The organism is Plantactinospora sp. B24E8 (assembly GCF_039871735.1).
Taxonomy (GTDB): Bacteria; Actinomycetota; Actinomycetes; order Mycobacteriales; family Micromonosporaceae; genus Plantactinospora.
In genome coordinates this window covers 80,672-106,594 of sequence record NZ_JBDPMH010000011.1, presented here as the reverse complement: position 1 = coordinate 106,594, position 25,923 = coordinate 80,672, and the positions used below count along the sequence as shown (strand labels likewise).

General features: G+C 73.4%; 18 protein-coding genes. 7 read left to right on the top strand and 11 right to left on the bottom strand.

Annotated features, from left to right (window positions below):
* Position 1 precedes the first annotated feature (1 nt).
* The 4 genes from ABGB21_RS18390 to ABGB21_RS18375 are packed head-to-tail and all read right to left on the bottom strand — an operon-like array spanning position 2 to position 6,948.
* On the bottom strand, positions 2-421 hold the full coding sequence (locus ABGB21_RS18390) for a roadblock/LC7 domain-containing protein (protein ID WP_347653560.1): 420 nt from the start codon (positions 419-421) through the stop codon (positions 2-4).
* A complete protein-coding gene (locus tag ABGB21_RS18385; RefSeq protein WP_347653561.1) occupies positions 393-2,930 on the bottom strand; it encodes a nitrate- and nitrite sensing domain-containing protein in 2,538 nt (845 codons plus the stop codon). The genes ABGB21_RS18390 and ABGB21_RS18385 overlap by 29 nt, the downstream gene beginning before the upstream one ends.
* A complete protein-coding gene (locus tag ABGB21_RS18380) occupies positions 2,927-5,623 on the bottom strand; it encodes a helix-turn-helix transcriptional regulator (RefSeq protein ID WP_347653562.1) in 2,697 nt (898 codons plus the stop codon). The genes ABGB21_RS18385 and ABGB21_RS18380 overlap by 4 nt, the downstream gene beginning before the upstream one ends.
* 11 nt (positions 5,624-5,634) lie before the next feature.
* Positions 5,635-6,948 carry an Hsp70 family protein gene (locus tag ABGB21_RS18375; protein ID WP_347653563.1) on the bottom strand — a complete coding sequence of 438 codons (1,314 nt, stop codon included), beginning with the start codon at positions 6,946-6,948 and terminating at the stop codon, positions 5,635-5,637.
* Positions 6,949-7,362: 414 nt separating this feature from the next.
* On the opposite strand from ABGB21_RS18375, the gene ABGB21_RS18370 reads away from it, so the two are divergent.
* From ABGB21_RS18370 to ABGB21_RS18360, 3 genes are all read left to right on the top strand, one after another.
* Positions 7,363-8,286: an IniB N-terminal domain-containing protein gene (locus ABGB21_RS18370; protein WP_347653564.1), complete on the top strand. Its 924-nt coding sequence runs from the start codon at positions 7,363-7,365 to the stop codon at positions 8,284-8,286.
* A gap of 213 nt (positions 8,287-8,499) precedes the next feature.
* Positions 8,500-10,803 (top strand): dynamin family protein, encoded by a 2,304-nt coding sequence (locus tag ABGB21_RS18365; RefSeq protein WP_347678642.1) that lies wholly within the window; start codon positions 8,500-8,502, stop codon positions 10,801-10,803.
* Positions 10,800-12,338 (top strand): hypothetical protein, encoded by a 1,539-nt coding sequence (locus ABGB21_RS18360; RefSeq protein WP_347653566.1) that lies wholly within the window; start codon positions 10,800-10,802, stop codon positions 12,336-12,338. The genes ABGB21_RS18365 and ABGB21_RS18360 overlap by 4 nt, the downstream gene beginning before the upstream one ends.
* A gap of 76 nt (positions 12,339-12,414) precedes the next feature.
* Here ABGB21_RS18360 and ABGB21_RS18355 read toward each other — a convergent pair whose 3' ends face one another.
* From ABGB21_RS18355 to ABGB21_RS18345, 3 genes are all read right to left on the bottom strand, one after another.
* Complete coding sequence (locus ABGB21_RS18355; protein ID WP_347678640.1) at positions 12,415-13,425, bottom strand: hypothetical protein; 1,011 nt, start codon at positions 13,423-13,425, stop codon at positions 12,415-12,417.
* Between the two features lie 14 nt (positions 13,426-13,439).
* Positions 13,440-13,874: a hypothetical protein gene (locus ABGB21_RS18350; RefSeq protein WP_347653568.1), complete on the bottom strand. Its 435-nt coding sequence runs from the start codon at positions 13,872-13,874 to the stop codon at positions 13,440-13,442.
* 118 nt (positions 13,875-13,992) lie between these two features.
* Positions 13,993-15,192: a hypothetical protein gene (locus ABGB21_RS18345; protein ID WP_347653569.1), complete on the bottom strand. Its 1,200-nt coding sequence runs from the start codon at positions 15,190-15,192 to the stop codon at positions 13,993-13,995.
* Between the two features lie 134 nt (positions 15,193-15,326).
* Here ABGB21_RS18345 and ABGB21_RS18340 point away from each other — a divergent pair, with 134 nt between their 5' ends.
* The gene (locus tag ABGB21_RS18340; protein ID WP_347653570.1) at positions 15,327-15,869 is read left to right on the top strand and encodes a hypothetical protein; all 543 of its coding nucleotides are present in this window, start codon (positions 15,327-15,329) and stop codon (positions 15,867-15,869) included.
* 29 nt (positions 15,870-15,898) lie between these two features.
* On the opposite strand, the gene argS is transcribed toward ABGB21_RS18340, so the two are convergent.
* The 3 genes from argS to ABGB21_RS18325 all read right to left on the bottom strand — a co-directional run bounded on the left by argS (position 15,899) and on the right by ABGB21_RS18325 (position 19,856).
* A complete protein-coding gene (argS, locus tag ABGB21_RS18335; protein WP_347653571.1) occupies positions 15,899-17,626 on the bottom strand; it encodes an arginine--tRNA ligase in 1,728 nt (575 codons plus the stop codon).
* A gap of 354 nt (positions 17,627-17,980) precedes the next feature.
* Complete coding sequence (locus ABGB21_RS18330; protein WP_347653572.1) at positions 17,981-18,853, bottom strand: NAD(P)-dependent oxidoreductase; 873 nt, start codon at positions 18,851-18,853, stop codon at positions 17,981-17,983.
* A gap of 301 nt (positions 18,854-19,154) precedes the next feature.
* Complete coding sequence (locus ABGB21_RS18325; protein WP_347653573.1) at positions 19,155-19,856, bottom strand: GAP family protein; 702 nt, start codon at positions 19,854-19,856, stop codon at positions 19,155-19,157.
* A gap of 386 nt (positions 19,857-20,242) precedes the next feature.
* On the opposite strand from ABGB21_RS18325, the gene ABGB21_RS18320 reads away from it, so the two are divergent.
* Genes ABGB21_RS18320 through ABGB21_RS18310 form a run of 3 tightly spaced genes read left to right on the top strand, consistent with a single transcriptional unit; the run spans position 20,243 to position 24,494 of the window.
* Complete coding sequence (locus ABGB21_RS18320; RefSeq protein ID WP_347678638.1) at positions 20,243-22,144, top strand: sigma-70 family RNA polymerase sigma factor; 1,902 nt, start codon at positions 20,243-20,245, stop codon at positions 22,142-22,144.
* Between the two features lie 43 nt (positions 22,145-22,187).
* On the top strand, positions 22,188-23,021 hold the full coding sequence (locus ABGB21_RS18315) for a MerR family transcriptional regulator (RefSeq protein WP_347653575.1): 834 nt from the start codon (positions 22,188-22,190) through the stop codon (positions 23,019-23,021).
* A gap of 9 nt (positions 23,022-23,030) precedes the next feature.
* Entirely contained in the window at positions 23,031-24,494 is a 1,464-nt protein-coding gene (locus ABGB21_RS18310) for an aldehyde dehydrogenase family protein (RefSeq protein ID WP_347653576.1), read from the top strand.
* An 83-nt stretch (positions 24,495-24,577) separates the two neighbouring features.
* Here ABGB21_RS18310 and ABGB21_RS18305 read toward each other — a convergent pair whose 3' ends face one another.
* A complete protein-coding gene (locus tag ABGB21_RS18305; protein ID WP_347653577.1) occupies positions 24,578-25,810 on the bottom strand; it encodes an SUKH-3 domain-containing protein in 1,233 nt (410 codons plus the stop codon).
* Positions 25,811-25,923: the final 113 nt, after the last annotated feature.

Genomic DNA, 25,923 nt, shown 5'->3' with positions numbered 1-25,923 from the left:
GTCACCCCCCGGTCAGGTCATCGGCCGGCACCGGAAAGGTGGGCAGGTGCAGGTTGGCCTGACCGGCCGCCACCGCCACCTCGTACGCCATCGCGTCGACCTCGGTGTCCCCGGTGAACCGGACGGCGAGGATGGCGCCGCCCCGGGTCGCGGTGACGAAAAGGAAGGCCTCGTGCATCTGCACGATCACCTGACGTACCCCGCCGGGGCCGGCGTACCGGGCGGCGGCCGTCGCCAGGGCCTGCAGGCCGGCGACGATGCTGGACATCTGTTCGGCCAGTTCACCGTCGACCCCCCGGGAGACGGCGAGCAGCAGCCCGTCGGGGGAGAGTGCCACGGCATGCTCGGCGGCCGAGACACGGTCCACGAACTCGTCGAGGATCTCGACCAGGTTATCCGTCGTGACCAGGGCGTGAGTCACCTGTTGTCCTCTCACTGCTGGTGGGTTGGTCGCCGATGGGCGTCGGCAGGGTAACCGGCAGCTCGATCGTCATCGACCAATCGGGTTCGGCGGGGCGGGCCGGCGCACCGTTCTGGTGCGGGCCGGTCGCCCCGGTGGGCACGCCCGCCGAGGGGCCCAGGTGGGGCTGGCGGACCCGTACCGGCAGGGCGTCCGGCCCGTCTCCTGGGCGGGTCGGATCCCCGGGGTGGCCGACGCCGGTGTCGGCCGGGATCACCGTGTCGCCGGTCCCTTCCGGCGGATCCGGCCGGTCGGACCCGGCGTTGGCACGGTCCGGGTCGGCTGGCGGATCCGTCGGATCGAGGTCGGCGGTCCGGACCAGCAGGGTAGCCGGTATCAGCACGGTGGTGGCCGTGCCGCCCCGGGGACCGGCGGCCAGTTCGACCGTGATGCCGTGCCGGCGGGCCAGCCGACCGACGACGTACAGGCCGGTCATGCCGTGCAGCGGCGAGTCCGTCGGGGTGTCCCGGATCAGTGTGTTGAGGGTGGCGAGTTCGGCGGGTCCCCGGCCCACGCCGTCGTCGCTGACCACGATCGCCTCCGCACCGCCGCGGCGTTCGCCGGCGATCCGGACCGTGGTGGTCGGTGGTGAGCTGGCGAGGGCCGTCTCGACCACCTCGGCGAGCAGGTGGATCAGGTCGGGCAGGGCTCGTCCGGCGACCTCTCCGGACCAGTTCGGCGCCACCAGGACGCGGGCGTAGTCGGAGACCTCGGCCACCGCGCCGCGGACGACGTCGATCAGGGGCACCGGACGCCGCCAGCGTCGGCCGGGGGTGCCGCCGGAGAAGCTGATCAGCTGTTCGACGTTGCGGCGGATCCGGGTGGCGAGGTGGTCGAGGCGGAACAGTTCGGCCAGCGCCTCGGTGTCGGTCTCCCGTCGCTCCAGCGTGTCGAGCAGGCCGATCTGCCGGTGCAGCAGGGTCTGGTTCTCCCGGGTCAGCCGGACGAAGACCTCCCGGGCCCGCTGGTATGCCGCCAACCGCGCCGCGACCTGCGCGGTCCGTTCCGTCGCGCGGTCCGTCTGCGCCTGCCGGCGTACGGTCTGCGCCACCAGTTGTTCCCGTTGGGCGGCGAGCTGCCGGCGCTGGGTCGACAGCTGGGCGGCCTGGGCGGCGAGCCGGCCGGCCCGCTCCGCCTGCACCGCCACCCGGGACGCCAGTTCGTCCCGGGAGGTACGCAGCGCCGTGTGTTCGGTGCCGAGCCGGTCGAGGTCGTCGACGAGCCGCCGGGCGGCCCGGAAGGCGAGGACGACGGTACCGACCACCAGGACGAGACCGAGGCCGCCGACCAGGCCGACCTGGACCACCACACCGGCGGCGCCGGGCGCGGCCTGTTCGACGCTGTGCCGGACGCCGGCGCTGACCAGGCCGCGTAGTTCGGCCAGGGCGGGTTCGACCGCCGCCTGCCACTCCGCGGCCCCGACCGGCGGCCGCCCGGTGCCCGCCTCCGGGGTGGTGCCGGCCCGGCCACCGGTCAGCAGCTGCTCCTCGACGACCCGGAGCCGGGTGAGGACCGGTCCGGTGGTCATCCGTTCGTAGCTGGCCCGTTCGGTGGCGGAGAGCCCCGCCACCGCCTCGCCCCTTGCGAACCGTTGGACGACGACCAGCTCGGCGAACTGGGCGTGTTCGGTCGCGGTCAGCAGGTTCGCCGCGAGGGCGCCGGCGACCAGGGTGTCCTCCCGGGCCAGCAGCTCGATCGACCGCGCCAGTGCCACGAGCGGCCGGGTCTGTTCGGTCAGCTCCAGGTGTCGACTCGTCCACTGTGCGCCGTACACGGCGAAGCCGGCGTCGATGAGGCCGGCGTACGACGCCGCGACGGTGGCCCGGTCGACGCCGCCCCGGTCGATGTCCTCCCGCAGTGGCCTGACCGTCTCCAGTTGCCGGACCAGTTCGGCGGCCCGGTCCCGGGCCGCGCCCGCGGTCAGCAGCCGGAGGTCGCCGTCCTGGACGAACCGGCGCAGTTTCCCGATCGTGTTGTCGGTGCGGGACCGTTGTGCGGCCAGCGCGTCCCGGTGCCGGCCGGGCGCGGCCAGTTCGACCACGGTCAGCCGGCGCTCCGCCTGCAGGTCGAGCAGGAGCGTCTCGGTCGGCTGTCCGAGTCGTCCGGCGAGGGTACGGAGCGCGAGCAGGTCCATCGCGTCCCGGGTGGCCAGGAAGGCCCCGTATCCCCAGAGCAGGACGAGCACGACGAGTACGGCGGCGGTGAACCGGCGGAGTCGCTCGGCGGTGACCGGCGACGCGGTCCCCTCGGTCCGGTCCGGCCGACCCGTCCCGACCGGGTCACCCGCCGAGTCGCCACCGGCTGGGGATGCGGGCCGGTTGCCGCCGGTCGGTGGTGCGGGCCGGTTGCCGCCGGTCGGTGGTGGCGTGGCGTCCGGGTCGGTAACGGGTCTGGCGACCGGTGCGGTCCGGGTCAGTCGCCGGCCCACCCGGCCGAGGTCGCCGAGACCCCGCCGCAGCGCCGCCATCATCGCGCCACCCGCTGGCCTGACCAGGCGGAACCGGTCGGCTGGCCGCCGGACCGTTCCTCGGTGATGGTGCGCAGCCGGGCCAGCAGTTCGCTGCGGTTCGCGCAGTTCAGCCGCTGACGCATCCGGGCCACGTGGTGCTCCACCGTCTTCGCCGAGATGAAGAGGCGGTCACCGATCTGCTTGTAGGTCAGGCCACCGAGCACCAGTTCGGCGACCTCCCGTTCCCGTTCACTGAGTCGTCCCTCCGTCGGTGCGGTGACCGGGTCGGCGACCGGTGGGGTACCGGTGGCGGCCGGCCGGGCAGTTCCCTTCACCCCGGTCGGCCGGCCCTGCAGCATCCGGGCACAGTCGAGCAGCGTGGTCATCGCCCGGCGGTCCGAGGTACGGATCGCGGCCTGCCCGGCCAGCCGGGCGCCGTCCCAGCACAGGCCGATCCCGTGCAGGCCCCGGGCGGCGTTCTCCACCCGTACCGGGTCGACCTCGCCGCGCAGCACCTCCACCCAACTCTGCCCGGCGGCGGCCAGTACGGCGGCGTACGGGCTGTGGCCGGCGGTCGCGGTGAGGGCGGCGACGTGGGCGTCGGCGACCGTCGGCCGGTCGGTCATGATCGCCGCGTGCAGGCTGCTCCAGTGCAGTGGCAGTGTCCACATCGGCGGGTCGCCGAGTCGGGTCAGCAGGGTACGGGCCTCGTCGAGGTACGGCGCCAACCGGTCCAGTTCGCCGAGTCGGGCCGCGGCGATGGCGAACTCGCCGAGCGGCAGCAGGGTGAACAGGTCCACCGGATGCCGGACCACCGCCTCCCGGGCCCGCACCCAGCCGCGCTGCAGGCCGGGCAGGTCACTGTTGCGCCGGGCGATGCCGAGCTCGAGCGCGGTGGCGAAGAGCAGGTCACGGGATTCCAGCGGGGTGCCGCCGGCGGTCGCCGCCGCCAGCCGGGGCCCGGCGTCGGCGGTCCGGCCGCGCACCATCAGCAGCCAGGTCTGCAGCAGCCGGTGCCGGCGGGCGGTCAGCGTCGCGCCGAGACCGGCGGCGACCGCACGGTCCAACGTCCGCTCACCGATGTCCAGCTCGCCGGAGTGGATCGCGACCAGCGCGGCCAGGGCCGCCGGGCTCTCCGGCAACAGCACGGCGCGGCCGGCCGGCTCCAGCAGCGCGGACGCCTGCACGAGGGTGGAGAGCGCGGCGGTCGGTGGGCCGGAGAGGGTCTCCCGCAGCCCCCGGGCCATCAGCAGTGCGGCGCTGGCGAGCAGGGTCGGTGGGCCGTCGGTCGGCGGGTCGTCGAGCAGCCGGTCGAGCGGGCCGGCCTGACCGGTGCCGACCGCGCCGATGGCGGCGAAGGCCATCGAGGCCGGGGTGCCCGCCCAGCGGTAGAGCTCGACGGCACGGTCGGGATGCCCCCGGTGCACCAGCGCGGTGGCGGCCACCGCCGCCCCCTCCGCCCGGTACGGCGACTCGGCGTCGGCGATCAACCGGTCGGCCAGCCGCAGCGCGGAGTCGAGGTCGCCGGCGAGCGCCGCCGCCATCGCCCGGCGGGCCGCGGTCGGTCGGCCGGCCGCCTCGGCGACGGCGAAGAGCCGGGCGGCGAGCGGCGGGTCCTCGGCCAACGCCTCGTCACCGGCGGCCTCCGCCAGCCCGGCCGGGCAACTGCCGCCGATCCCACTGTCGATCATCGAGCGGACCAGTGGCAGCACCCGGCCGCCCCGCTGCAGCTGCAGCTCCGCCAGGTGCTGCCACACCACGGCCCGCTGGCTCGCCGGGCTCAGCGTGGCGATGGCGCGCCGGACGATCGGGGTCAGCCGGTCGTCCGGGCCGAGCAGCCCGCTGGCGCGGGCCGCGGCGAGCGGCGCGTCCAACTCCTCCGGTTGCCGGGAGAGCAGGGCGCCGAGCAGGTCGGTGGGGACACCGGCGCCGGCCGCCAGGGCCAGCAGCAGGCGCCGTACCTCAAGGTCGAGGCTCTCCAGTTCGGGGACGAACTGCAGCAGCACCGACCGGGGAATCTCCAGCCCGGGCCCGGTCGGGCGGGATCCCGGCGAGGGCGCCGGCTCCGGCCCGTCGGCACCGGTCCGGGGCCGGCCACCGCCGGACCGGCCGCCGTCGACGGCCGGCCGGCCGGGTCGGGCCTCCGCCCGGTCCGGGCCGGGGGCGGCCGGACGCAGCGCCCGGGCCAGCCACTCGACGAACCGGGGTACGCCGCCGGTCTGCTCGTGCACCAGCCGGGCGGTGGTCGGCGCCGCCGCGCCGCCGTGGATCCGGCCGAGGTAGGCGGCGGTCCGCTGCTCGGAGAAGGGGCCGAGCAGGACCGGCGGCCCGCCCCGGTGCAGGAGTTCCACCAGCTCCACCAGACCGGTCGGGCGGGGCCAGGGACGGAACGCGACCACCAGGCGGGTCTGGCCGGACTCGGCCAGCCGGCACAGTTCGCCGAGCGCGCCGGCGTCGAGCAGGTGGGCGTCGTCGACCAGGAGCGCGTGACCGGGATCGGCCGGGTCGGCCAGCTCCCGCCAGTGGTCGAGCACCACCATGCCGGCCTGCTGGTAGCTGCGCCGCAGCCGGGACAGGACGGCCGACTTGCCGTGGCCGCCGGCGCCCTGTACTGCGGCACTGAGCGGCGTCCGGGGGTCGGCGTCGACCCGGGCCAGGAACGCCTCGGTCTGCTCGTCGAGGACGAGCGGGGATCCGGTGTCGGTACGGAGCATCGGCGGCGCGCTCACCCGCGACCGGCCGTGAGGCGGGAAAGGGCACGCATCGGCAACTCCAGTGGGGTGATCCGGATCGGGGGGCGGGGTGGCAGGTGTTCGCGCCCGTCGGCGCCGGAACCGGGGGGCCGGCGGGCGGGTTCCGCCGCCGTGGACCGGTCCCGTTGGCGCGGCACGACCTCGCCCGGACCGTACCCGGGGCGGGGCGGCCGCATCACCGGTGGCCGTGGTGGGGGTCGGTTGCCCCGCTGCCGGTCCAGGATCTGGCTGCCGGCCAGTGCCGCGCCGAGCGCGACCGTGAGCTGCGGGTCGGGTGCGGTCTCGACCGGCACCGGGAACCGGGCGGCGAGCAGTTCGCGCAGCAGCGGGATCCGGGCCGAGCCACCGACCAGCAGGACGGCGTCGACCTCTTCCGGGCGCGGGCCGCGGGAGCGGACCGTCCGGGCCAGTTCGTCGACGGTCAGCGTCAGGGCGGGCCGAATCAGCTCCTCGAACTCGCCGCGGGTGACCGTCATCCGGAGGTCCCGCCGGGGCAGCCGTACGGAGATCTCGGTGCTGCCCACGTCGGTCAGGTCCACCTTGGCCCGGCGGCACTCCCGGTGCAGCCCGCGCAGCGCCGACCGGACCAGTGGGTCGGTGAGGTCGGACAGTTCCCGGCCCAGTGCGGTGCGGATCTGTTCGACCAGCGCGTCGTCGAGGTCGGCGCCGCCGAGGTGTTCCGGTTCGGGGTGTACGCCGCGCAGTTCGAAACCGAGCGGCTGGACCCGGTCGACCACGGCCGGTTCGAAGGTGTTGCCGCCGAGGGTGTGCACCGCGAGCGTCCGCCCGGCGAGCCCGTACCCGGCGTGGTTCGCGGCGGCGGCCACCGGCCCCGGTACGAGGGTGACGTCGGCGAGCCCGACCTCCCAGAGCGCCTCCTGGAGCAGGTGCCGGCGGTACGCGCCCCAGCCGGCCGGGTGGCTGAGCACCATCCACTCGGGGCGTTCGCCCTCCCGTTCGATGACCCGTTCGACCACCCACATCGCCAGCATCGCGGTGAGCGCCTGGGCCGTACACGCCTCGCCACCGAAGAGCAGTGGCACGTCGTCGCCGATCCGGGGTACGAAGTTCCGGGCGATCCAGCCGCCGTCGACGGGGTGCTCGTAGTCGTCGGGGTCGGCGACGGTGATCGACCGGTTCGTCGCCATCAGCAGGACGGACGGCACCGGGTGGCCGGTCGGGGCGAGCCGGACCGCCTCGGGCTGCTCCCAGGTCGAGCCCCGGGGGCGGATGACAGCGGCAGTCGTGGTGGTGCTGCCGATGTCGACGCCGAGGACATAGGGCATTCGATCAATCCTTCACCACGAGTTGTCGTCGGGCGGGCCGGTGGGTGGTGCACCGTTCCGCCGGTGTCGACGCCGGTCGCGCCGGGTGCGGGCCCGGGCGGTCGGGCTCGCCCGGTGGGCCGTTAGGGAGTCATCTTTTCGTACCAGAGATCTATCCGCCATCGGGACCCTAACTCTGGCGGAACGCATCCCCTAAGCCCCTAATCTGAACTTCAGGTTCGGCCCCAATCCGGGGCACGGCCGAACCGGGCACCGTCCCCGATGCCCGGGCCGGGACCGCCGGCTACGGTGAGCTACCAGATCCGAACGGCGCCACCGGGCCGGCTCGACCGGTGCACCCGCGTTGGCCGCACCAGCGTGGGGCGGCAGCGCAGCTCCGGCCAGTACGCCAGCTCGTTTGAGGAGACCGGCACGATGGGTTCGCCCCAGACACTGCACGACTTCGTGCTCAACCTGCTCACCAACCCGGATGCGCGGTCCGCTTTCGAGCTGGACCCGGAGGGGACCCTGCGGGACGCGGGGCTCACCGACATCACGGTCGCGGACGTGCAGGACGTGGTGCCGCTGGTTGTCGACTACGCGCCGGTCCAGGGGCTCGGTTCGCTGCTTCCGGTGACCGAGGATCTCGGCCTGGAGCAGTTCCAGCCCGACCCGACCGCGGTGATCGGGCAGTTGCAGCACGTCGCGTACCAGCTCGCCGCCGGCACCCACTCGACCGGTCCCGACCTCAACACCGCCGCGCTGGGTGTGATCAGCACCGTCGCGCCGGCGAGCCTGGGGGTTGTCGGCGCCGGGCTGCCCGGTCCGGGGCTCGACGTCGACCAGCCGCTTCCGGTGGCGCCGCTGGACGAGGTCGCGCCGACCGGGGTGGACCTCGACGACACCCTCGACTCGGGGCTGTCGGATCCGGTGTTGACCGATACCACGGGGGCCGGGGTGCCCGGCGGCCCGGACGGCGGCCAACTGGGTCTGGTCGACTTCGCCGGTGACACCCTGCACGGCACGCTCGACCAGGTGACCGGGCTGGTCGGCACGCTGGGCGTGACGGACGGGCTGGGCGGGGTCGGGAACTCGCTGGGCGTCGGTGATTCGGTCGCCGGGCTGACCGACGCCGTCGGTGGTGTCGGGGACGCGCTCGACGTCGGGCCGCTGAGCACCGCCGACGATCCAGCCCTCGACGACCTGGGTGTCACCTCGACGGTGACCGGTCTCACCGACCACGTCGGCGAGACACTGCGCGGGACCACCTCCGGTCTCGTCGGAGACACCGGGCCGACCGGAGACGAACACGCCTCCACCTCCGGCGGCCTGCTGGGCATCACGGATGACCTTCTCTGAGCGCGGGAAGCCCGTGTAGCCCGCCGAAGGCCGGACTGTGGTCCCACGGTCCGGCCTTCGGTTCTCCGGTGGTGCCAGCTCGCCGTACCGGCAGCCGATCAGGCCGTAACCGCTTCGCTGCGGTGGGCAGTGGATCGGGCCGGAAATCGTCGGTGCCGGCGCAGAGCCGAGTTCTCCTCTTGATAATTGCGGCGTAATCGGCACACTTGGTGCGTGGTGGCGCCCAACTGGCTTGACGTCCTCGACGAGATCGTCCGGGTCTCCGGCAGACACGGACGGGACGACCTCATCCAGTGGCTCCGGCGGCGACGCGCCCAGCTGCTGGATCCGAGACTGCGGGTGCTGGTCGTCGGTGAGCCCAAACAGGGCAAGAGTCTGCTCATCAACGCACTGCTCAACGCGACGGTCTGCCCGGTGGGTGAGGGAATCAGCACCACCATCCCGACCGTGGTCGGCCACGCCGAGACCCCCGGTGCCGCGTTGGTCTGGAGTCCGCTACCCGGCGGTTCCGGCCGGTCGGAGCGTCCCGGGTCGGAGCGTCCCGGGTCGGAGCGTCCCGGGCCGGAGCGTCCCGGGCCGGAACGGTCCGGAGCGTCCCGGTCGGACGGACCGGGCCGCCCGCCGAGCGGGCCCGGTCCGGATCCGTGGTCCGCCGCCGGTCACGGTGTCGAACCCCGGCCGGCGTCCCGGCGGGCAGGCCCCGGTCCGGCGGCCGCGCCACGGTCACCGGCGCCGTCGTGGCCGGAGACGGGCGCCGGACACACGGGCGCCGGACAGACGATGGCCGGACAGACGACAGCGGGACAGACGACGGCAGGGCAGTCGGCTGCGCGGGTGCGACAGCCGTCCCCACCCCCGGGCCCGCTCGGCACCGAGGTCGTCGGCCCGGCCCGCCGGATCGCCGTACCGATGGAACGGATCGCGGCCCGGATCAGTGGTCGTGGCGCCGGGATCGGTGACGGCACAGGTGCCCCGGAGACGGCCGGTCCGCCGTCCGCCGGCGGAGGTCGGGGGAGCGACCTCGACGGCACCGGGCCACGGCCCGGCACCGGGGTGGAACACGCCGAGATCGGCATTCCCCGGGCACTGCTCGCCTCCGGACTCGTGCTCATCGACACCCCGGGTATGGACGTGACCGACCCGCGGCGCCCGATCAGCCCGGCCGCCGCGCCCGGCCAGGCCGACCTGGTGCTGCTGGTCTCGGACGTGACCCGGGAACTCTCGGTGACCGAACTGAACCTGCTGCTGCACATCGCGCAGTCGCACGCGAACGTGGCCGTGGTGCAGAGCAAGATCGACATGGTGCCGCACTGGCGTGCCGTGGTCGAGCGCAACCGTCAGCACCTGGCCGACGCCGGTGTCGCCGCCGCGCTGATCCCGGTCTCCGCGACGCTGCGGCTGCAGGCGGCCCGGACCAACGACAAGCAGCTCAACGCCGAGTCGCACTTCCCCGAACTGATCAACCGGTTGAGACGGGACCAGGCCGGCAAGGCCGACACCCTGGGACGGAACGCGGTGGCGCTCAGTTCCCGTACCGTCCTCGAACAGCTGGCGGCGCCGTTGCGGGCCGAACTCGCGGTCACCAGCGCGGCCACCAGGTCCGGTCCGATCTCCAAACTGCACGCCGCGCAGCGCGAGGTCGACGAGCTGCGCCGCTGCTCACAACGGTGGCAGAACACCCTCAACGACGAGATGGCCGACCTGATCTCCGACGTCGAGTACGACCTGCGCGACCGGACCCGGCAGATCCTGCGCAAGGTCGACGAGGCGTTCGACACCGCCGACCCGCTGACCGGCTGGGACACCTTCCAGGAGTGGCTCACCGAGAACCTCACCGAGGCGGCGGAGGCGAACTACGCCTGGCTGGCCGAGCGCTGCGGCTGGATCGCCCAGCGGGTCGCCGGCGCCTTCGAGCGGTACGGCTTCGACGCCCTGCCGAGCTGGTCGGTACGGGTGCCGGAGAATCTGGCCGACCGGATCCAGGTGATGGAACAGCCGACGGTCGAACGGTTCACCCGCACCCAGAAGCTCGTCACCGGTCTGCGTGGTTCGTACGGCGGGGTGCTGATGTTCGGCCTGGCGACCACGCTCGCCGGGATGCCGCTGATCAATCCCATCTCGCTCGGCGCGGGTGCGCTGTTCGGCGGCAAGAGTGTCCGGGACGAGGGCAAGTCGCTGCTCAAACGCCGCCAGGCGGCGGTCAAGACCGCGACCCAGCGGCACGTCGACGACTTCTTCCTGCGGTTGAGCAAGGACACCAAGGACACCGCCCGGCAGGTGCAGCGGATGCTTCGCGACCACTTCAGCGAGCTGACCGAGGATCTGCAGGAGGGCATCGTCCGGTCGTTCCGCAACGCCAAGCAGGCCGCCGAGGTCGACGCGGCGCAACGCGACCAGCGGCAACGGCGGATCGCGGAGGAGATGAAACGGCTGTCCGACCTCTACGAGCGGGCCCAGGCGCTGGCCGGGGTCGCGGTCGTCGCCGGAGACCGCGGCGGGCTGGAGCCGGGGGCGTGACCCGACCGCACGAGCAGGTCCGCCCGGCCCGGCCCGGCCTCGACGAGGCCACCTGGGAACTGCTGACCGAGGCGGCGGAGGTCTACCGCAACGACCGGCGGGCGGTGCAGCGGCTGCACCGACTGCTGGAGCGGTTCGGCGAGCCGCTGCGGATCGCGGTCGCCGGACCCTGGCGGTCCGGCAAGTCGACCCTGCTCAACGCCATCATGGGAGAGGAGGTCGCGCCGGTCGAGGTCGCCGACGGACGTCAGGTCTTCACCTGGTACGAGGACGGTCCCCAGCCGCGGATCACCGCGTACCCGGCCAACGGGGCGCCCCGGGACCTCTCGGTCACCCGTACCGGCAACGGGATGCGGGTGGACCTCGGCGGCTGGCGCTGGGACCAGGTCGACGACCTCGTGGTGCAGTGGCCGGCCCGGGCGCTGCGGCACGCCGTACTGATCGACACCCCGGCGATCACCCCGGAGCTCGACCCGGCGGGCACCGGCGCGGCAGGGACAGCGGTCGAGCGCGCCCTGCCCGCGGCGACCGACGACGGCGCCGCGACCGTCGACCGGATCGTCCGCGAGGCGGACGCGGTGCTCTACCTCAGCCGGGACGGGCGCGGCGACGACCTGCGCGCGCTGCAGAGCACACAGCCGGGCTCGGTGGCCCGGGCGGCGCCGGTGAACGTCCTGCTGGTGCTCTCCCGGGTCGACGAACTCGCCGGCGGACGGGTCGACGCGCTGCTGACCGCACGGCAACTCGCCCGCCGGCACCGCCGCGACCCCCGGATCAACACCCGGTGTCTGAGCGTCGTCGCACTCGGCGGCCTGGTCGCGCTCGCCGGCCGGGTGCTGACCGAGCCGGAGTTCACCGCGCTGGCCGCGTTGGCCCGGTTGCCGAAGGCGGAGACCGACCTGCTGCTGCTCTCCACCGACCGGTTCACCGCCGTCGACTTTCCGGTCGCGATCGACGCCGCGGCCCGGCACGCGCTGCTCGACCGGCTGGGTATCTTCGGGGTACGGCTGTCGACCACGCTGATCCGGACCGGCTGTGACAGTCGGGCCCGGCTCTGCGCCGAACTGGTCCGGCGCAGCGGCCTGACCGAACTGCGCGAGTCGATCACCCGCTATTTCGTGGACCGGACCCCGGTGCTCAAGTCCCGGTCGGCGTTGGCCGCGCTGGAGTCGCTGCTGCGTACCGAGCCCCGGCCGGGTGCGAAGGAACTCCTCGCCCGGCTGGAGCAGGTGCTCGTGAACGCGCACGAGTTCCGCGAGCTGCGGCTGTCGGCGGCGCTGCTCGGCGGCCGGGTCCGGTTCGAGTCGGGCCTGGTCGCCGAGGCCAACCGGCTGATCGGCGGGGACGGCACCAGCCTGGCCGCCCGGCTGGGGGTCGAGCACGACGCCGGCGGCGACGAGCTGTGGGACCGGGCGAGCGCGGCGGTCGGCCGCTGGCAGGAGCTGGCCGAGGATCCGGTGTACGGGGCCGACCAGCGCCGTGCCGCCCGGATGGTGGTCCGCAGTTGCGAGGGGATGCTCGCGGAACTGGGTTGATCCTCCGGAGCCACCACCCGGCCGGCAACGCCGCGGTGCCGCCGCCGACCGGTTGGCGCCGCCCGGCCGGGAGCGGTCAGCTGTCCGGCAGCAGGTTCCGGGTGATCTCGTCCGGCCGGGCGTCACTGATCGCCGGTGCCGCCACCCAGAGTTGGCCGTAGTCCTTCCGGGCCGCGATGATCGTGTCGGCCAGCGCGCCGAAGGCGTCCTGGACCTTTCGCTCCTCCTCCAGGACATCACCGTCCAGCTTGGACATCGCCTCCGAGACCTTGACCGCGACCTCCTGAGCGGTCGGCGCGCTCAGCTCGTTCGTCTTCGGCGGATCCGGTACGAGTCCCTGTGACATGGTGCTGCTCATGATCAACACCGCGCCGGTGATGGCCAGGCCGCCGGTGCCCAGGGTCAGCGCCGTACCGACCGAGATGCCGATCAGGGTGCCCCAGGTGAAGCTCTTCGGGTCCTTGCCGTTGTTGAGGGTCTGCACCGCCTGGATCGACTTGTCGAGCAGTTCGACAACCGCCTTGCGATAGCGGATGTACATCACCTTGGTGCACTCGAGGTACTCGCGGCTGACCTTGGCGACCGCGGCCTGGTTGCCGGACGAGGTCTGCAGCGGGCTGACGAAGTTGTCGAGGAAGTTGACCTGGAAACTGCCCTCCCACTCGGCCATGTCGGTCCGGACGTCGTTGATCCTGGACAGCGCCGAACTCGCACCCTGGTAGTTGCCGGCGTCGTCCTGGCTGCCGCCGAACGAACTCTCGATCGTGCGCAACGCGCTGATCATCGAGTTGAGGGCGTCCGGATCCGGCTCCAGGTACTTCTCGAACGCCGGTTCCACCCACTCGTAGTACTCGTTGCGGACCGTGTTGCGGTATCCCTCGATCTCCTCCGGCGGAATCGGGGAGATGTTGTTGGGCTGGTCCGGGTGGGCCTGCTGGTACTCGAGGTCGACCGCCTTGCGCCACGACTCGATGTCGTCGAGGGTCTGTTTGATCAGCTCCTGCTTCAGCTGGGCGGCCTTGTCCCGCACGGTCGACTTGTATGTCCCTCCGGCCAGGTCGCCCGGGGTCTCCACCTGACTGCTCACGATGCGGGCTCCTTTCAGGGCCGGGGTGCCGGCTCACCGGGGTGGTCCGGGGCGCCCTCGACCGGGGGATTCGACATTGGGTCGTCCGGGTTGTGCTTCGAGGGGTCGTTCAGGATGCTGGAGAGTGCGTCGGAGCGGGCCATGTCGGCGTCGACGTACGCCTGCTGCGCCCGGCGCAACGCCGCACTCGCGTCCAGGACGGTGCTGCCGATGTCCTGGTACATCCGCTGCAGTTCGTCGCGGACCTCCGCCCAGGCCGCACCGACGGCGCTGGTCATGATGGTGCCGCCGGGGCCGGTCGGGGCGTTGGCGCGGAATCCGCCGTCGTCGTCCCCGGTCGCGCCGCCCAGTGCCCGGCTCGCGTCGTAGTAGACGTCCGCGATGCGGGGCAGATGTACGTCGGAGACCCGCCAGAGGTGGTAGAGGTCTCCACCCATGATCTGTACCATCGACACTCCTTGCCGGTCGTTCACGGACCGTGGTCGCCCGGGTGGCAGTTCCCGGCCGGCCGACGGTGGGGTTGTCGGTTCATCGGGTGCGGTGGTCGGAACCGGAGCGGTCGCCGCCTCACCGGTTCCGGCGTAGCCGGCGGGTGACCCAGCCGCCGAGCAGGACGAGCACGGCGGCGCCGGCGACGAAAGGCCACCACGGCAGGCCGCCACGATCCGTCTCCGGCGCTGGCGCGGCCGACGGAAGGAACGCGTACACCCGGTTGCCGGCACTGTCCACCAGGTACGCCGTACCCGAGGCGCCCACCGCGACCGGTCCGGCCGCCGGCCCGCCGGTCGACGGGAGGGTGGCGACCTCCGTGACGGCGTCACCGGCACCCAGCCGGCGCACCGTGCGGTCCTGCTGGTCGAGCAGGTAGATCCCGTCCGGTCCGGCGGCGACCGCGCTGACGTTGTTCACCGGGGTCCGGGCCGGCGGCCACGTCTGGTCCTCGGCGAGGCCCCAACCGCCGCCGCCGTCCCCGCCGGTCCGGACGACCGTGGCCACCCGCCCGCCGCTGAGGCGGTGCACCAGCAGACCGCTGCCGATCCACACCGCGCCGTCGCCGTCGACCGCGAGGCTGGCCGGGGCCGGTACGGGCACCGCGGTGGCCGGTCCGCCCGCCGCGGTCACCTGGGTGCCGCCGTTGCCGGCGACCGTGGTGATGACGCCGTCCGGGGTGACCGCCCGGACCCTGCCGTTGTCGGTCTCCCCGAGGTAGACGGTCCGGTCGGGGCCGACGGCGAGGCCGCCGAGTTGACCGAGGGTCGCCTCGGTGGCCGGGCCACGGTCGCCGGTACCGCCCCGCCGGCCGTCACCGGCCACGACCGACAGCCGGCCGTCGGGCGTCAGGGCGAGGACCCGGAACAGCCCACTGTCCGCGATGTAGAGGACGTTGTCCGGTCCGACCGCCAGCGAGGTGGGCAACACCAGGTCGAACCCGGTGCCCCGGACACCGTCCGGCACCGGCCGGCCCGGAACTCCGGCCCGACCCGTACCGGCGACCGTGGTGATGGTGCCGGCCGGCGAGACGGCCCGGACCGTGTGGTTGCCGCCGTCGCTGAGATAGACAGTCCCGTCGGCGGCCACCGCCACACCCGTCGGATGGTTCAGCGTCGCGTTCGCCGCCGGGCCGCCGTCACCGGACGCACCCGCGCCGCCGGTCCCGGCGAAGACCGTCAGGTCGTCGGCGTCCGCCCGGACCGGAGTGGACGGGAGCAGCGCCGCCCCGAGGACGACGGTGCCGAGCAGGGCAGTGAAACGACCGGGCGAGAACACGTGCCCTGTCTACCACAGGGGGGATAGGGGGCGATTGTCCGTACGGGACTGACTATGGTGGGACGGCATGTCCGGTCACGGAAGGGACGGTTATGGCCTCCATCGGTGAGCATCTGGACAGGATGGTCGTCACGGTGAACTCTCCCGATGAACGCATCCACGCCCAGGTGACCAACTACCACGACGTCGACATCTGGTTCAGCACCGGCGCGTACGACCGGTACGACGAGGACGACCTCGCCCACCAGCTCGCCCGGCTCGGCGTACTCACCTGGGTCGCCTACCATCGCGGTCGCAGCGAGGCGTACCAGAAGTCGCAGGGACTCAGCGCCCAGGAGCTGGCCGCGGCCGAGCGGCCGGCCGCCGACCCGCACCAGCGCCGGTACGAGGAGGAGCTCAACGCCATCGACGCCGAGGGGGTGTCGTCCGGTGGCACGGTCCGGATCCGTACCCGGGGCCTGATGCAGTGGGATGTGGTGATCGAGCCCGGTACGACCCGTCGGCTCGGCGAGGCGGCCTTCCTCAACGAACTCCACACGGCGATGAGGTCCCTGCTCAGTGACCGCGAAGTCAAGATCATCACGCTGAAGTCGGAGTACTTCGACATCGGCATCCCCCGGCGCTGGCGGGAACTGATGACCGAACTGCGGGCGATCAACCGACACCGTCGCGGCTGAGGAGAACGGCTCCACCGCCACCCCGGGTGTCACATCCGGTCCGGGGCGGTGATGCCCAGCAGGTGGAGGCCCTGCCGGAGAACCCGGGCGGTGAGCTCGCAGAGGGCCAGCCGACTCGCCCGGGTCCCGGCGTCGGCCCGCAGCACCGGACAGCGTTCGAAAAACGTGCTGAACGCGGTCGCGACCGCGTACAGGTGACTGGTGAGCCGGTGGAACTCCAGGGTCCGCTCGACTTCGCCGACCACCGCGCCGAAATCGAGCAGTTCCAGGGCGAGGGCCCGCTCGGCCGGATCCACGACCGCGATCCGGGCGCCGGCCGAGGGTCCACCACCGGCCCGGCGGAAGATCGACCGGATCCGGGCGTGGGCGTACTGCAGGTACGGGGCGGTGTTCCCGCCCAACGCCAGCATCCGATCCCAGTCGAAGACGTAGTCGCGGGTCCGCTCGCTGGACAGGTCGGCGTACTTGACCGCGCCGACCCCGACCGCCCGCGCCACCTCGGCCAGCTCGGCCGGGTCCAGCCCGGGACTCTTCTCCCGGGCCAGCGCCTCGGCCCGGGCGACCGCCTCGTCCAGCAACTCGCCGAGCTTGACCGAGTCGCCGGCCCGACTCGCCAGCTTCCGGCCGTCCGCGCCGAGCACCAGACCGAAGCCGAGATGTTCGGCCCGGACCGGTGGTCGGAGCCAGCCGGCCTGCCGGGCCACCGCGTACACCAGCTCGAAGTGCTGCCGCTGCGGTAGCCCGACCACGTAGAGCAGCCGGGTCGCGCCGAGGGTGTCGATCCGGTGCCGGAGCGCGGCCAGGTCGGTGGCGGCGTAGCCGTACCCGCCGTCGCTCTTGCGGACGATCAGCGGCAGCGGCTCCCCGTCCCGGCCGACGAACCCGGGTGGGAAGACACAGGCGGCGTCACCGCTCCCGGTGAGCACGCCGAGCCGGTCCAACTCCCCGGTCAGCGGGGCCAGTTGGCTGTTGTACCAGCTTTCGCCGACGAAGTCGTCGGCGGTCAGCAGCACCCCGAGCCGGTCGTAGACGGCCAGGAAGTACCGCTCCGACTCGGCGACGAGCCGCCGCCACAGCCGTACCGTGAACTCGTCGCCGGCCTGCAGCGCGACGACCCGCCGCCGGGACCGCTGCCGGAAACCCCCGTCGGCGTCGAACTTGACCCGGGCGGCCTGGTAGAACGCGTTCAGGTCACCGATCGACAAGCTGTCGCCGGTGGTGGACGCACCGAGGTCGAGCAGATGCTCGATCAGCATCCCGAACGGGGTGCCCCAGTCACCGAGGTGGTTCACCCGGACGACCCGGTGTCCGAGCCAGTCGAGCAGCCGTACGGCCGCGTCGCCGATCACCGTCGAGCGCAGGTGACCGACGTGCATCTCCTTGGCGACGTTCGGGGCCGAGTAGTCGACGACCACCGTCTCCGGGTTATCCACCGGCGGTACGCCGAGCCGGCTGTCGGCGGCCATCCTGGTCAGCAGCGTGGCGAGCAGTTCGTCGGCGACGGACAGGTTGACATAGCCGGGGCCGGAGACGGTCGCCGCCGAACAGACACCGGACAGGTCCGCCCGGTCGAGGGCCTCGGCGGCGACGTCCCGGGGTGGCCGGCCGAGCCGACGTGCCACGGCGAGCGCCGCCTCGGCCTGGAAGTCCGCGTGCCGGGACCGCCGGACCAGCGGATCCACCGCACCGCCCGCGACGGACGCGAACGCCGGCGCCAGCCGGTCGGTGAGCAGACTTTCGAGACTGGGATTCATCATCACGCCGATCTCACTGGCGGTCCGGATCGCTCCCTGCCCACCGGTACGGCGGGGCGGCGGCGGGCGACCCCGGACCGGATGGGAGGGAAGAAGAGCGGATCGATCGGCGACCGAACGGGACCGGCGGATCGAACCGCCGGTCACCACGGGTCAGGTCAGCGCAGGCGGTCGCGGCGTCGAGCCACGCGTCGCCGTCGGCCGAGCGGCGAGACCGGCTCGGACGCGGATGCGATCGCGACCTGGACCCGGGACATGTGAGGCAGCCTACCGCGCCGCGAGCGGGACCATCGGCGGGATTTCCGGCTGTTCGCCGTGACAGTTCCCGGACGGTGGTGGGACTGCGTTCGACACCGGTCAGGACGGATCCGGTTCCCGGGCGAGGATCGCCGGGTCGGTGAGGGTCGTCCGCCAGGTCGGATGTCGGGGCGTCCAACCGGCGGCGCGGGCCAGGGCGTTCGAGGCGGCGCGGCCCGGGGCACGCGACGAGATCCGCGGGGTACCGCGGTAACCGGCGGCCCGGGCGTACCCAGGTCCCCACTCGTCCACGTGCGTCGGGTCGTCGTCGACGATGTTGACCGGCCCGGCGGGCCAGTCGAGCGCGCGGACGGTCGCCTCGACAGCGTCGTCGACGTGAACCCAGCTTGTCCACGCCGTGGTCGCCTCGATCCGCCCCTGCCGGGCCCGGGCGGTCTGTGCGCCGTCCGGCGCGTACCAGGTGCCGGGCCCGTAGAGCAGGCCGTAGCGCAGGGCGACGCCGCACGGAATCCGGGCGACCTCGCGTTCGAGAAGCTCGATGGCGTCGTACGCGGGTTCGCCGGTCTCCGGCACGGTGGCGAACGGTTCCCGCTCGGTCGCCGGCGTCGGGCCCGGGCGGTACGCCCAGGAGATGCTCTGCGCGACCAGCCGGGTCACGCCGTGGTCGAGCATGCTACCGACGAGGTGTGCGGTGCCGTCGATCCGTAGTCGGCGGTTGGCGGCGAAGTCGAGTCCGGCCAGGTCGGTCAGTTCGTGGACGACGACGTCCGGAGCCGCGCGCTCCAGGGCCGCGTCGACCGAAGCGCGGTCGAGCGCGTCCAGCACGATCCCGTGTCCGCCGAGTCGCCCGATCAGTGGGATCCGGGACGCCTGCCGGGTCGTACCCCAGACCTGGTGGCCGGCGGCGACCAGCGCGCGGACCACGGCGGACCCGAGCAGGCCGGACGCACCGGCAACGAGAATCCTGGACATCACACCACCCTCGTCGGTCTCCGAACCATATTGCCGGCCCCGGGGGCGTCCGGTGGCCCGGTCATCCCACGCGCTGGTCATCCCACGCGCTGGTCAGGCCACCCGGTCGCGCGGTGGCATGTCCCGGATGACCGCCCGGGTCGCCGCGAGCCCGACCAGGAACCGGCGACGGCGACCGCAAAACGGCGGCGAGCAGCGGCTACGGCGCGTTCGACTCCAGGACCGGGCCGAGGACCGGCAGTCCAGGTTCGCCGCCGATCATGCCCTGGGCGAGTACGACCAGGGCGGCCAGCCGCCCGGTTCAGCCCACGACGTTCGGAAAGAGCCGGATCGCCGCGTCGCGGGCGACGAGGAAGCCGGCGATGCCGAGGATCCAGCCGGTCGCGGTGCCGGCCTTCTCCACGAGCCAGGTGTTGAGTCGCCGCAGCAGTCGTTCGGAGAGGCCGGGAAGGACGGCGCGGCCGGCGAGCAGCACACCGGCGGGCAGGACCATGACCAGGCAGTAGCCGGCCAGCAGCATCGGCACCGTCCACACGGCGAGGTCCGCGGTGGTCATCAGCCCGACCGCCCCGAGGTACGGCAGCATCGTCGCCACCTCGGCAAGCGCGGCGAGCAGGGCCAGGCCGAGCAGCCAGCCGACTGACGAACCGCCCGTGGTGACCCGGTCCCGCCACCGGGACACCGGACTCGGACCCCGGCGGCGTTTGCCGTCGAAACGGAAACTGAGCGCGAGAAGGCCGACCCCGAGGGCCAGTTGGGCGTAGTTCAGCACCGGGCTGTCGGCCGCGCCGTCGAGTGCGTCGACCAGCCGCCCGCCGCCGAAGAGCAGCAGCAGGCCGACGGCGAAGTAGAAGACCACGATGGTGCCGAGGTACCCGAGGACCCGTCCGACACCGATCCGCTCCGGGGAGAGCAGCAGCCAGATCGGGATGAAGAGGGTGCCGATGCTGGTGCTGTCGATCAGGGCGAGCCCGGCGAGGGAGAGCAGCAGGCCGCTGCTCATCGGGTATCTGTCGGGCGTGGCACGGATGTCCTGGTCATACCGCCAGTCTCGGTGCGCCCACGGCTGGTCGCCTCGGCGCCGGGAACGAGATCCGGTTACATCGTTGGACGGACCTCAGCGGACTCCGGATGGGCCTGGGCGGACCTCGGCGGACCTCGGATGGGCCTCGGACGGACCTGGACGGACCTGGACGGACCTGGACGGACCTGGCGGGTGCTGACCGGGGAGCGGCTTCACCGGCTCGAGACCGCAGGCGCCTGACCGGTCCGACCGTCGAACCGAGCCCGGCGATCCCGCGTACTGCCGGAAGAAACCGTAATCCGGCGGCCGCCGTAGCGTCTCCGAAACAGGAGCCCGTCGGAGATCGTGACGTGGCGTACGGAACCGTGAACAGTCAGCGATGGGAGTGGAGCGGCATGATCCGACCCGGCCGAAGTTATCCCGACCCCGGGGTCGTCCGTGCCGCCCGGGCCGGTGACCGGCACGCCCTCGACACACTGGTGGCCGGGTCGCTGCCGCTGGTCTACAACATCGTCGGCCGGGCGCTGCGGGGGCATCCCGACACCGACGACGTGGCCCAGGAGACGCTGCTCCGGCTGGTCCGGCACCTGGCCGAACTGCGGGACCCGGCCGCGTACCGGTCGTGGCTGGTGGCGATCACGGTCCGGCAGGTGCGGGACTGGCAGCAGGCCCAGCGGACCGGTACGCCCGGCGGGGCGACGACCGAGGTTCCGGACGAGGTGCCGGATCCGGCCGGCGACTTCGCCGGACTCACCATCCTCCGGCTCGGCCTCACCGACCAGCGCCGGGAGGTCGCCGAAGCGACCCGCTGGCTCGACCCGGACGACCGGGAACTGCTCGCCCTCTGGTGGTTGGAGGAGAGCGGTGAGCTGGACCGGGCAGACCTCGCCGCCGGCCTGGGACTGCCGGCCGGGCACGTCGCCGTCCGGGTGCACCGGATGAAGGAGCAGCTCGACGTCGCCCGTACCGTCGTCCGCGCGCTGCGGATCCGCCCCGGATGTCCGGAACTCGCGACGGTGACCCGGGGCTGGGACGGCGTACCTACCCCGCTGTGGCGCAAGCGGCTGGCCCGGCACGTCCGGGAGTGCGCCGACTGCGGACGCGCCGGCCACGATCTCCTGCCGGTGGAGGGCCTGCTGGCCGGGCTGCCGCTGTTGCCGGTGCCGCCGGGTCTCGGCGAGCGGTTCAAGGCGTCGGCCGGCGCGTACGCGGCGCCACCGCGTGGCCTGGGCCGGTTGTTCGGTACCGGGGCGCGCGGGGTGGCCGGCCCGGTCTCGGCCGCCGCCGCGGTCGCCGGCCTGGTCGTCGCGGTGCTGCTGGCGGTGCAGCTCAGCCGGCCGGGCGAGCCGGAGACGACGGCCCTCGCCGGTCCGGATCCGGCGCCGGGTGCCGCCGCGACGACCGGCGGTGGGCCGGGCCCGAGCCCCGGCGTCGGCACGCCGACCCCGTCGACCGGCACGCCGACCCCGACGGCGACCCCGAGCCGGCGTACGTCGGGTCGGCCGGCCGTGCCGGCGGCGCCACCCCGGACGTCGGAGAAGAAGGGCGTCGCGGTGTGGAACTTCCCCGGGGTCAGTCAGGCCCTCGCCAACTCCGGGGCGAGCTGGTACTACACCTGGGCGGCACACCACGACGGGGTCAGCACACCACGTGGGGTGCAGTTCGTGCCGATGATCTGGGGTCGGGACCACGTCACCAGCGCGAACCTGGCCCGGGCCAGGAGCGCCGGACCGTACCTGCTCGGGTTCAACGAGCCGGACCTGGCCGGCCATGCGGAGATGAGCGTGGAGGAGGCGCTGGACCTCTGGCCGAAGTTGCAGGCGACCGGCAGCAGGCTGGGCAGCCCGGCGGTCGCCTTCGGCGGTGACCGGCCCGGCGGCTGGCTCGACCGGTTCATGTCCGGGGCGAAGGAGCGCGGTCACCGCGTCGACTTCATCGCGCTGCACTGGTACGGCGGGGACTTCCGGACCGTGAACGCGGTGAGCCAGCTCCGGTCCTACCTGCAGGCGGTGTACGAGCGGTACCGGAAGCCGATCTGGCTCACCGAGTTCGCCCTGATCGACTTCTCCTCGGGGCAGGCCCGGTTCCCCAGCCAGCAGGAGCAGGCAGCCTTTGTCACGGCCGCCACGAAGATGCTCGGCGGACTGTCGTACCTGCAGCGGTACGCCTGGTTCGGGCTGCCCGCCACCGACAAGGACCGCAGCGGGTTGTTCCGCAGAGGTGACCAGCCGACCGCGGTCGGTCGGGCGTTCCAGGCGGCCGGTTGACCGGGAACTCCGGCAAGGGGGACAGAGTGGCGGGGAGTCCACGGTGAGCCGGGTCGGGGAGCGGGTACGTCCGGTCGACCTGGCCCGGCTGGTGAACGTCTCGACGCAGCAGATCCGCAACTACGTCGACGCCGGGATCCTGCCCCCGGCACCCCGTACGCCGAACGGCTACCGCAGCCTCACCGACCGGCACCGGCGGGCCCTGCTCGCGTACCGGGCGCTGGCCAGGGGGTACGGCTGGGGTGCGGCGCGGGCGATGATGCAGGCGATCCACGGCGGGCAGCTCGCCCGGGCGTTCGAACTGCTGGACGCCGGCCACGCCGCCCAGCACGAGGAGCGGCGGCTGCTCCGGGAGACCGGCGAGGCGCTCGATCGGATCGCCGGTCAGCCCACGGGAGGGGACCGGACCGGGGACTCCAGGGCCGGGCTGCGGATCGGGGAACTCGCCGCGCACCTCGGGGTCCGGACCAGCGCGCTGCGGGTGTGGGAGGCCGCCGGCCTGCTGACCCCGGGCCGGGAACGGGGCACCGGGTATCGCCGGTTCGGCCCGGACGACGTGCGCGACGCCCGGATGATCTGGCTGCTCCGTCAGGCGCGCTACCCGTTGCCGCAGGTCCGCGAGATCATGGACGGCCTGCGGCGTACCGGGAGCACGGAGGCGCTGCGGGCGGTGGTCATGCAACGCGACGCGGAGCTGACCCGGCGGGCGGGCGCCATGCTCGAAGGCGCCGGCCGGCTGCACGACTACCTCACGGCCTACCCGCCGACCGGGACGACATCGGACGCCGTCACCGTCGACGGTCCGGCACCGGTTGACACGGTGCCGGATGGCGTGGTGCCGGGTGACACGGTGCCGGGGCCCGACCCGGCGGACTAGGCTGCCGACGTGCAGTCCGTGCCGTTCCATCTCGCCGGGCGGCCCACCGAGGGCCCGGAGCCGCTGATCGTCCGGCAGCCGTACGACGGCCGGGAGGTCGGCCGGACCAGTTACGCCGACCCCGACCAGGTCGAGGCGGCGGTCGCCGCCGCCGGGGCCGTCGCGGACCGGGCCGCGGCCCTCCCGGCGTACGTCCGGGCGGAGGCCCTGGACCACGTCTCCCGGCGGCTCGCCGAGCGGGCCGAGGAGGTCGCCCGCCTGGTCGGCGCGGAGAGCGGCAAGCCGATCCGCTGGGCCCGGGTGGAGGTCTCCCGGGCCGTCTCGGTGTTTCGGTGGGCCGCCGAGGAGGCCCGTCGGTTCTCCGGCGACCTGCAACGGCTCGACACCGAACCGGCCGGCCAGGGGCGGCTCGCCCTGGTCCGCCGGGTGCCCCGGGGTCCGGTCCTCGGCATCACCCCGTTCAACTTCCCGCTGAACCTGGTCGCCCACAAGGTCGCCCCGGCGCTGGCGGTCGGCGCACCGATCGTGGTGAAACCGGCGCCGAAGACGCCGCTGAGCGCGCTGCTGCTCGGCGAACTGCTCGCCGAGGTGACCGAGCCCGACGGCCCCGGCAGCGGGCTGCCGGCCGGGATGTTCTCGGTGCTGCCGGTCCCCGACGACCGGGCCGGTGACCTGGTCGCCGACCCGCGGCTACCGGTGGTCTCGTTCACCGGTTCCGGCCCGGTCGGTACGGCGATCCGCCGGGCCGCCCCGGACAAGCACGTCACGCTCGAACTCGGCGGGAACGCCGCCGCGGTGATCTGCGCGGACTGGTCGTCCGACGCCGACCTCCGGTGGGCCGCCGAGCGGATCGCCACCTTCGGCAACTACCAGGCCGGGCAGAGCTGCATCGCGGTGCAGCGGGTCCTCGTCCACGAGTGGCTCCACGACGGTTTCCTGCCCCGGCTGGTCGACGCCGTCCGGGCCCTACGGACCGGGGACCCGGCCGACGAGACGACCGACGTCGGGCCACTGATCAACGAGGCGGCGGCCCGACGGGTGGAGAGCTGGGTCGACGAGGCGGTGACCGCCGGGGCGACCATCGAGGTCGGCGGCCGCCGCTCCGGTACGGGCTTCGCGCCGACCGTACTCACCGGAGTGCCAGCGGGCAGCCGGGTGAACACCGAGGAGGTCTTCGGGCCGGTGCTGGTGGTGGCGCCGGTCGCCGACGACGCCGCCGCGTTCGACGCGGTAAACAACTCGGCGTACGGGCTGCAGGTCGGCGTCTTCACGCACAGTCTGCAGACCGCGTTCGCCGCGCACCGGGCACTCCGGGTCGGCGGGGTGATCGTCGGCGACGTGCCGTCGTACCGGGCGGACCAGATGCCGTACGGCGGGGTGAAAGACAGCGGCGTCGGCCGGGAGGGCGTACGCAGCGCGATGGACGACTACACCGAACCCCGGGTGCTGGTGCTGTCCGGAGTGGACCTGTAGGGACGGCCTGCCGGAGCGCTGTGCCCCGGCTCACCAGGTGCCGTGGCGCTCTCGGCTCGCCGGGGTCCCCTCAGGCGTCGGGTTCACCAGGTGCCGTCGTCGTGCACCCGGTGCGCGGCGCGGCCGAGCAGCAGGTTGGTCAACGCGTCGTCGATGCCGGAGCCGATGAACCACTCGCCGGCCTGGTCGAGGGCGAAGACCCGCTCGTACTCGTCCATCGCCAGGATGCTGTCGCCCTGCTCGGTGCCGATCGGGAAGAGCCGGGCCCGGATCAGGGTCGCGAAGTCACCGAGGCTGTCCGCGGTGTGCGCCGCCGCCCGGGGATCCAGGTCGAAACGCCGGATCCAGACCTGCTCGCCGGGGCCGCGCCGGGCACTGACCAGCCCGGGGAACCGGGTCAACGCGCTCTCGACCGCCGGGAAGCTGGTATGCCGGTGCCGTTGGCCGGGCGTCTCGACGACCGTTGCGATCGCGTTGCGGGCCAGCAGGTCGTCGCCGAACTGTGGTCGCCAACCCGCCTCGACCAGCGCGGCACCCACCTCCGACGGGAACCGGCCCGGCTCGGGCAGCGGTTGCGGACCGGGGCGGGACTCCTCGGTGTACGCGAGATCCGACCAGGGCAACACCCCGAAGTGGACCAGCGCCCGCAGGCACGGCTCGCAGGGCCGGTCGGCCGGTCCGCCGTACGGGTCGCCGGACTCGCGTACCCGGAACAGGGCGAAGTGGGCTGTGGTGAGCAGTTCCCGGGCCACCGGCAGGGTCAGGGTGGGCTGGCGCAGGTTCGTCTGCCGGCGGTCGTACTCGTGTAGCAGGTCCGAGAGCACGATCAGTTCGGCGTGCCGGTCGCCGCCCCGGACCAGGTGACCGGACGGCAGGTCGGCCAGGTACGCCGCGACCAGCGGGTGGTGCCGGAGTTCGAGGTCACCCTTGGCGCCCCGGGCGACGTACCGGTCGGTGCCGAGGCTCAGGTGGGCGGCGGTGCCCGGCGTCGCCGGTCGGCGGCTCGTCCGACGTAGTTCGACGGCGGGGTCGACGGTTCGGATCCGGGGCGGCCGGGTGGCCCGGTCCTGGCGGTAGAGGTCCTGCACGACCGGGGAGGGCAGCCGGGGCCAGTTGGTCATCTCGCCGGTTTCCCGGTCGATGACGGTCAACGTCCCGTCGCCCGGTGCCACCGGTACGTCGACCGGGATCCGGGACCAGACGACGTAACCGAGGTCGAACTCGTCGACCACGGGGTCACATTCGCAGCCCAGACGTACGCCGTCCTGGCGCGACCACTCGGCGGCGATCCTGGTGACTTCCTCGTGGCTGATCACTGTGGACTCCCCGTCCGGTCGCCGGGCCGGTCGTCTGCCGAACCACTGGAGACAGCGGCCCTGTCCGTCGGTAGGATATCCGACTACCCAAAGCGATGACGGGGGTCGGCTGT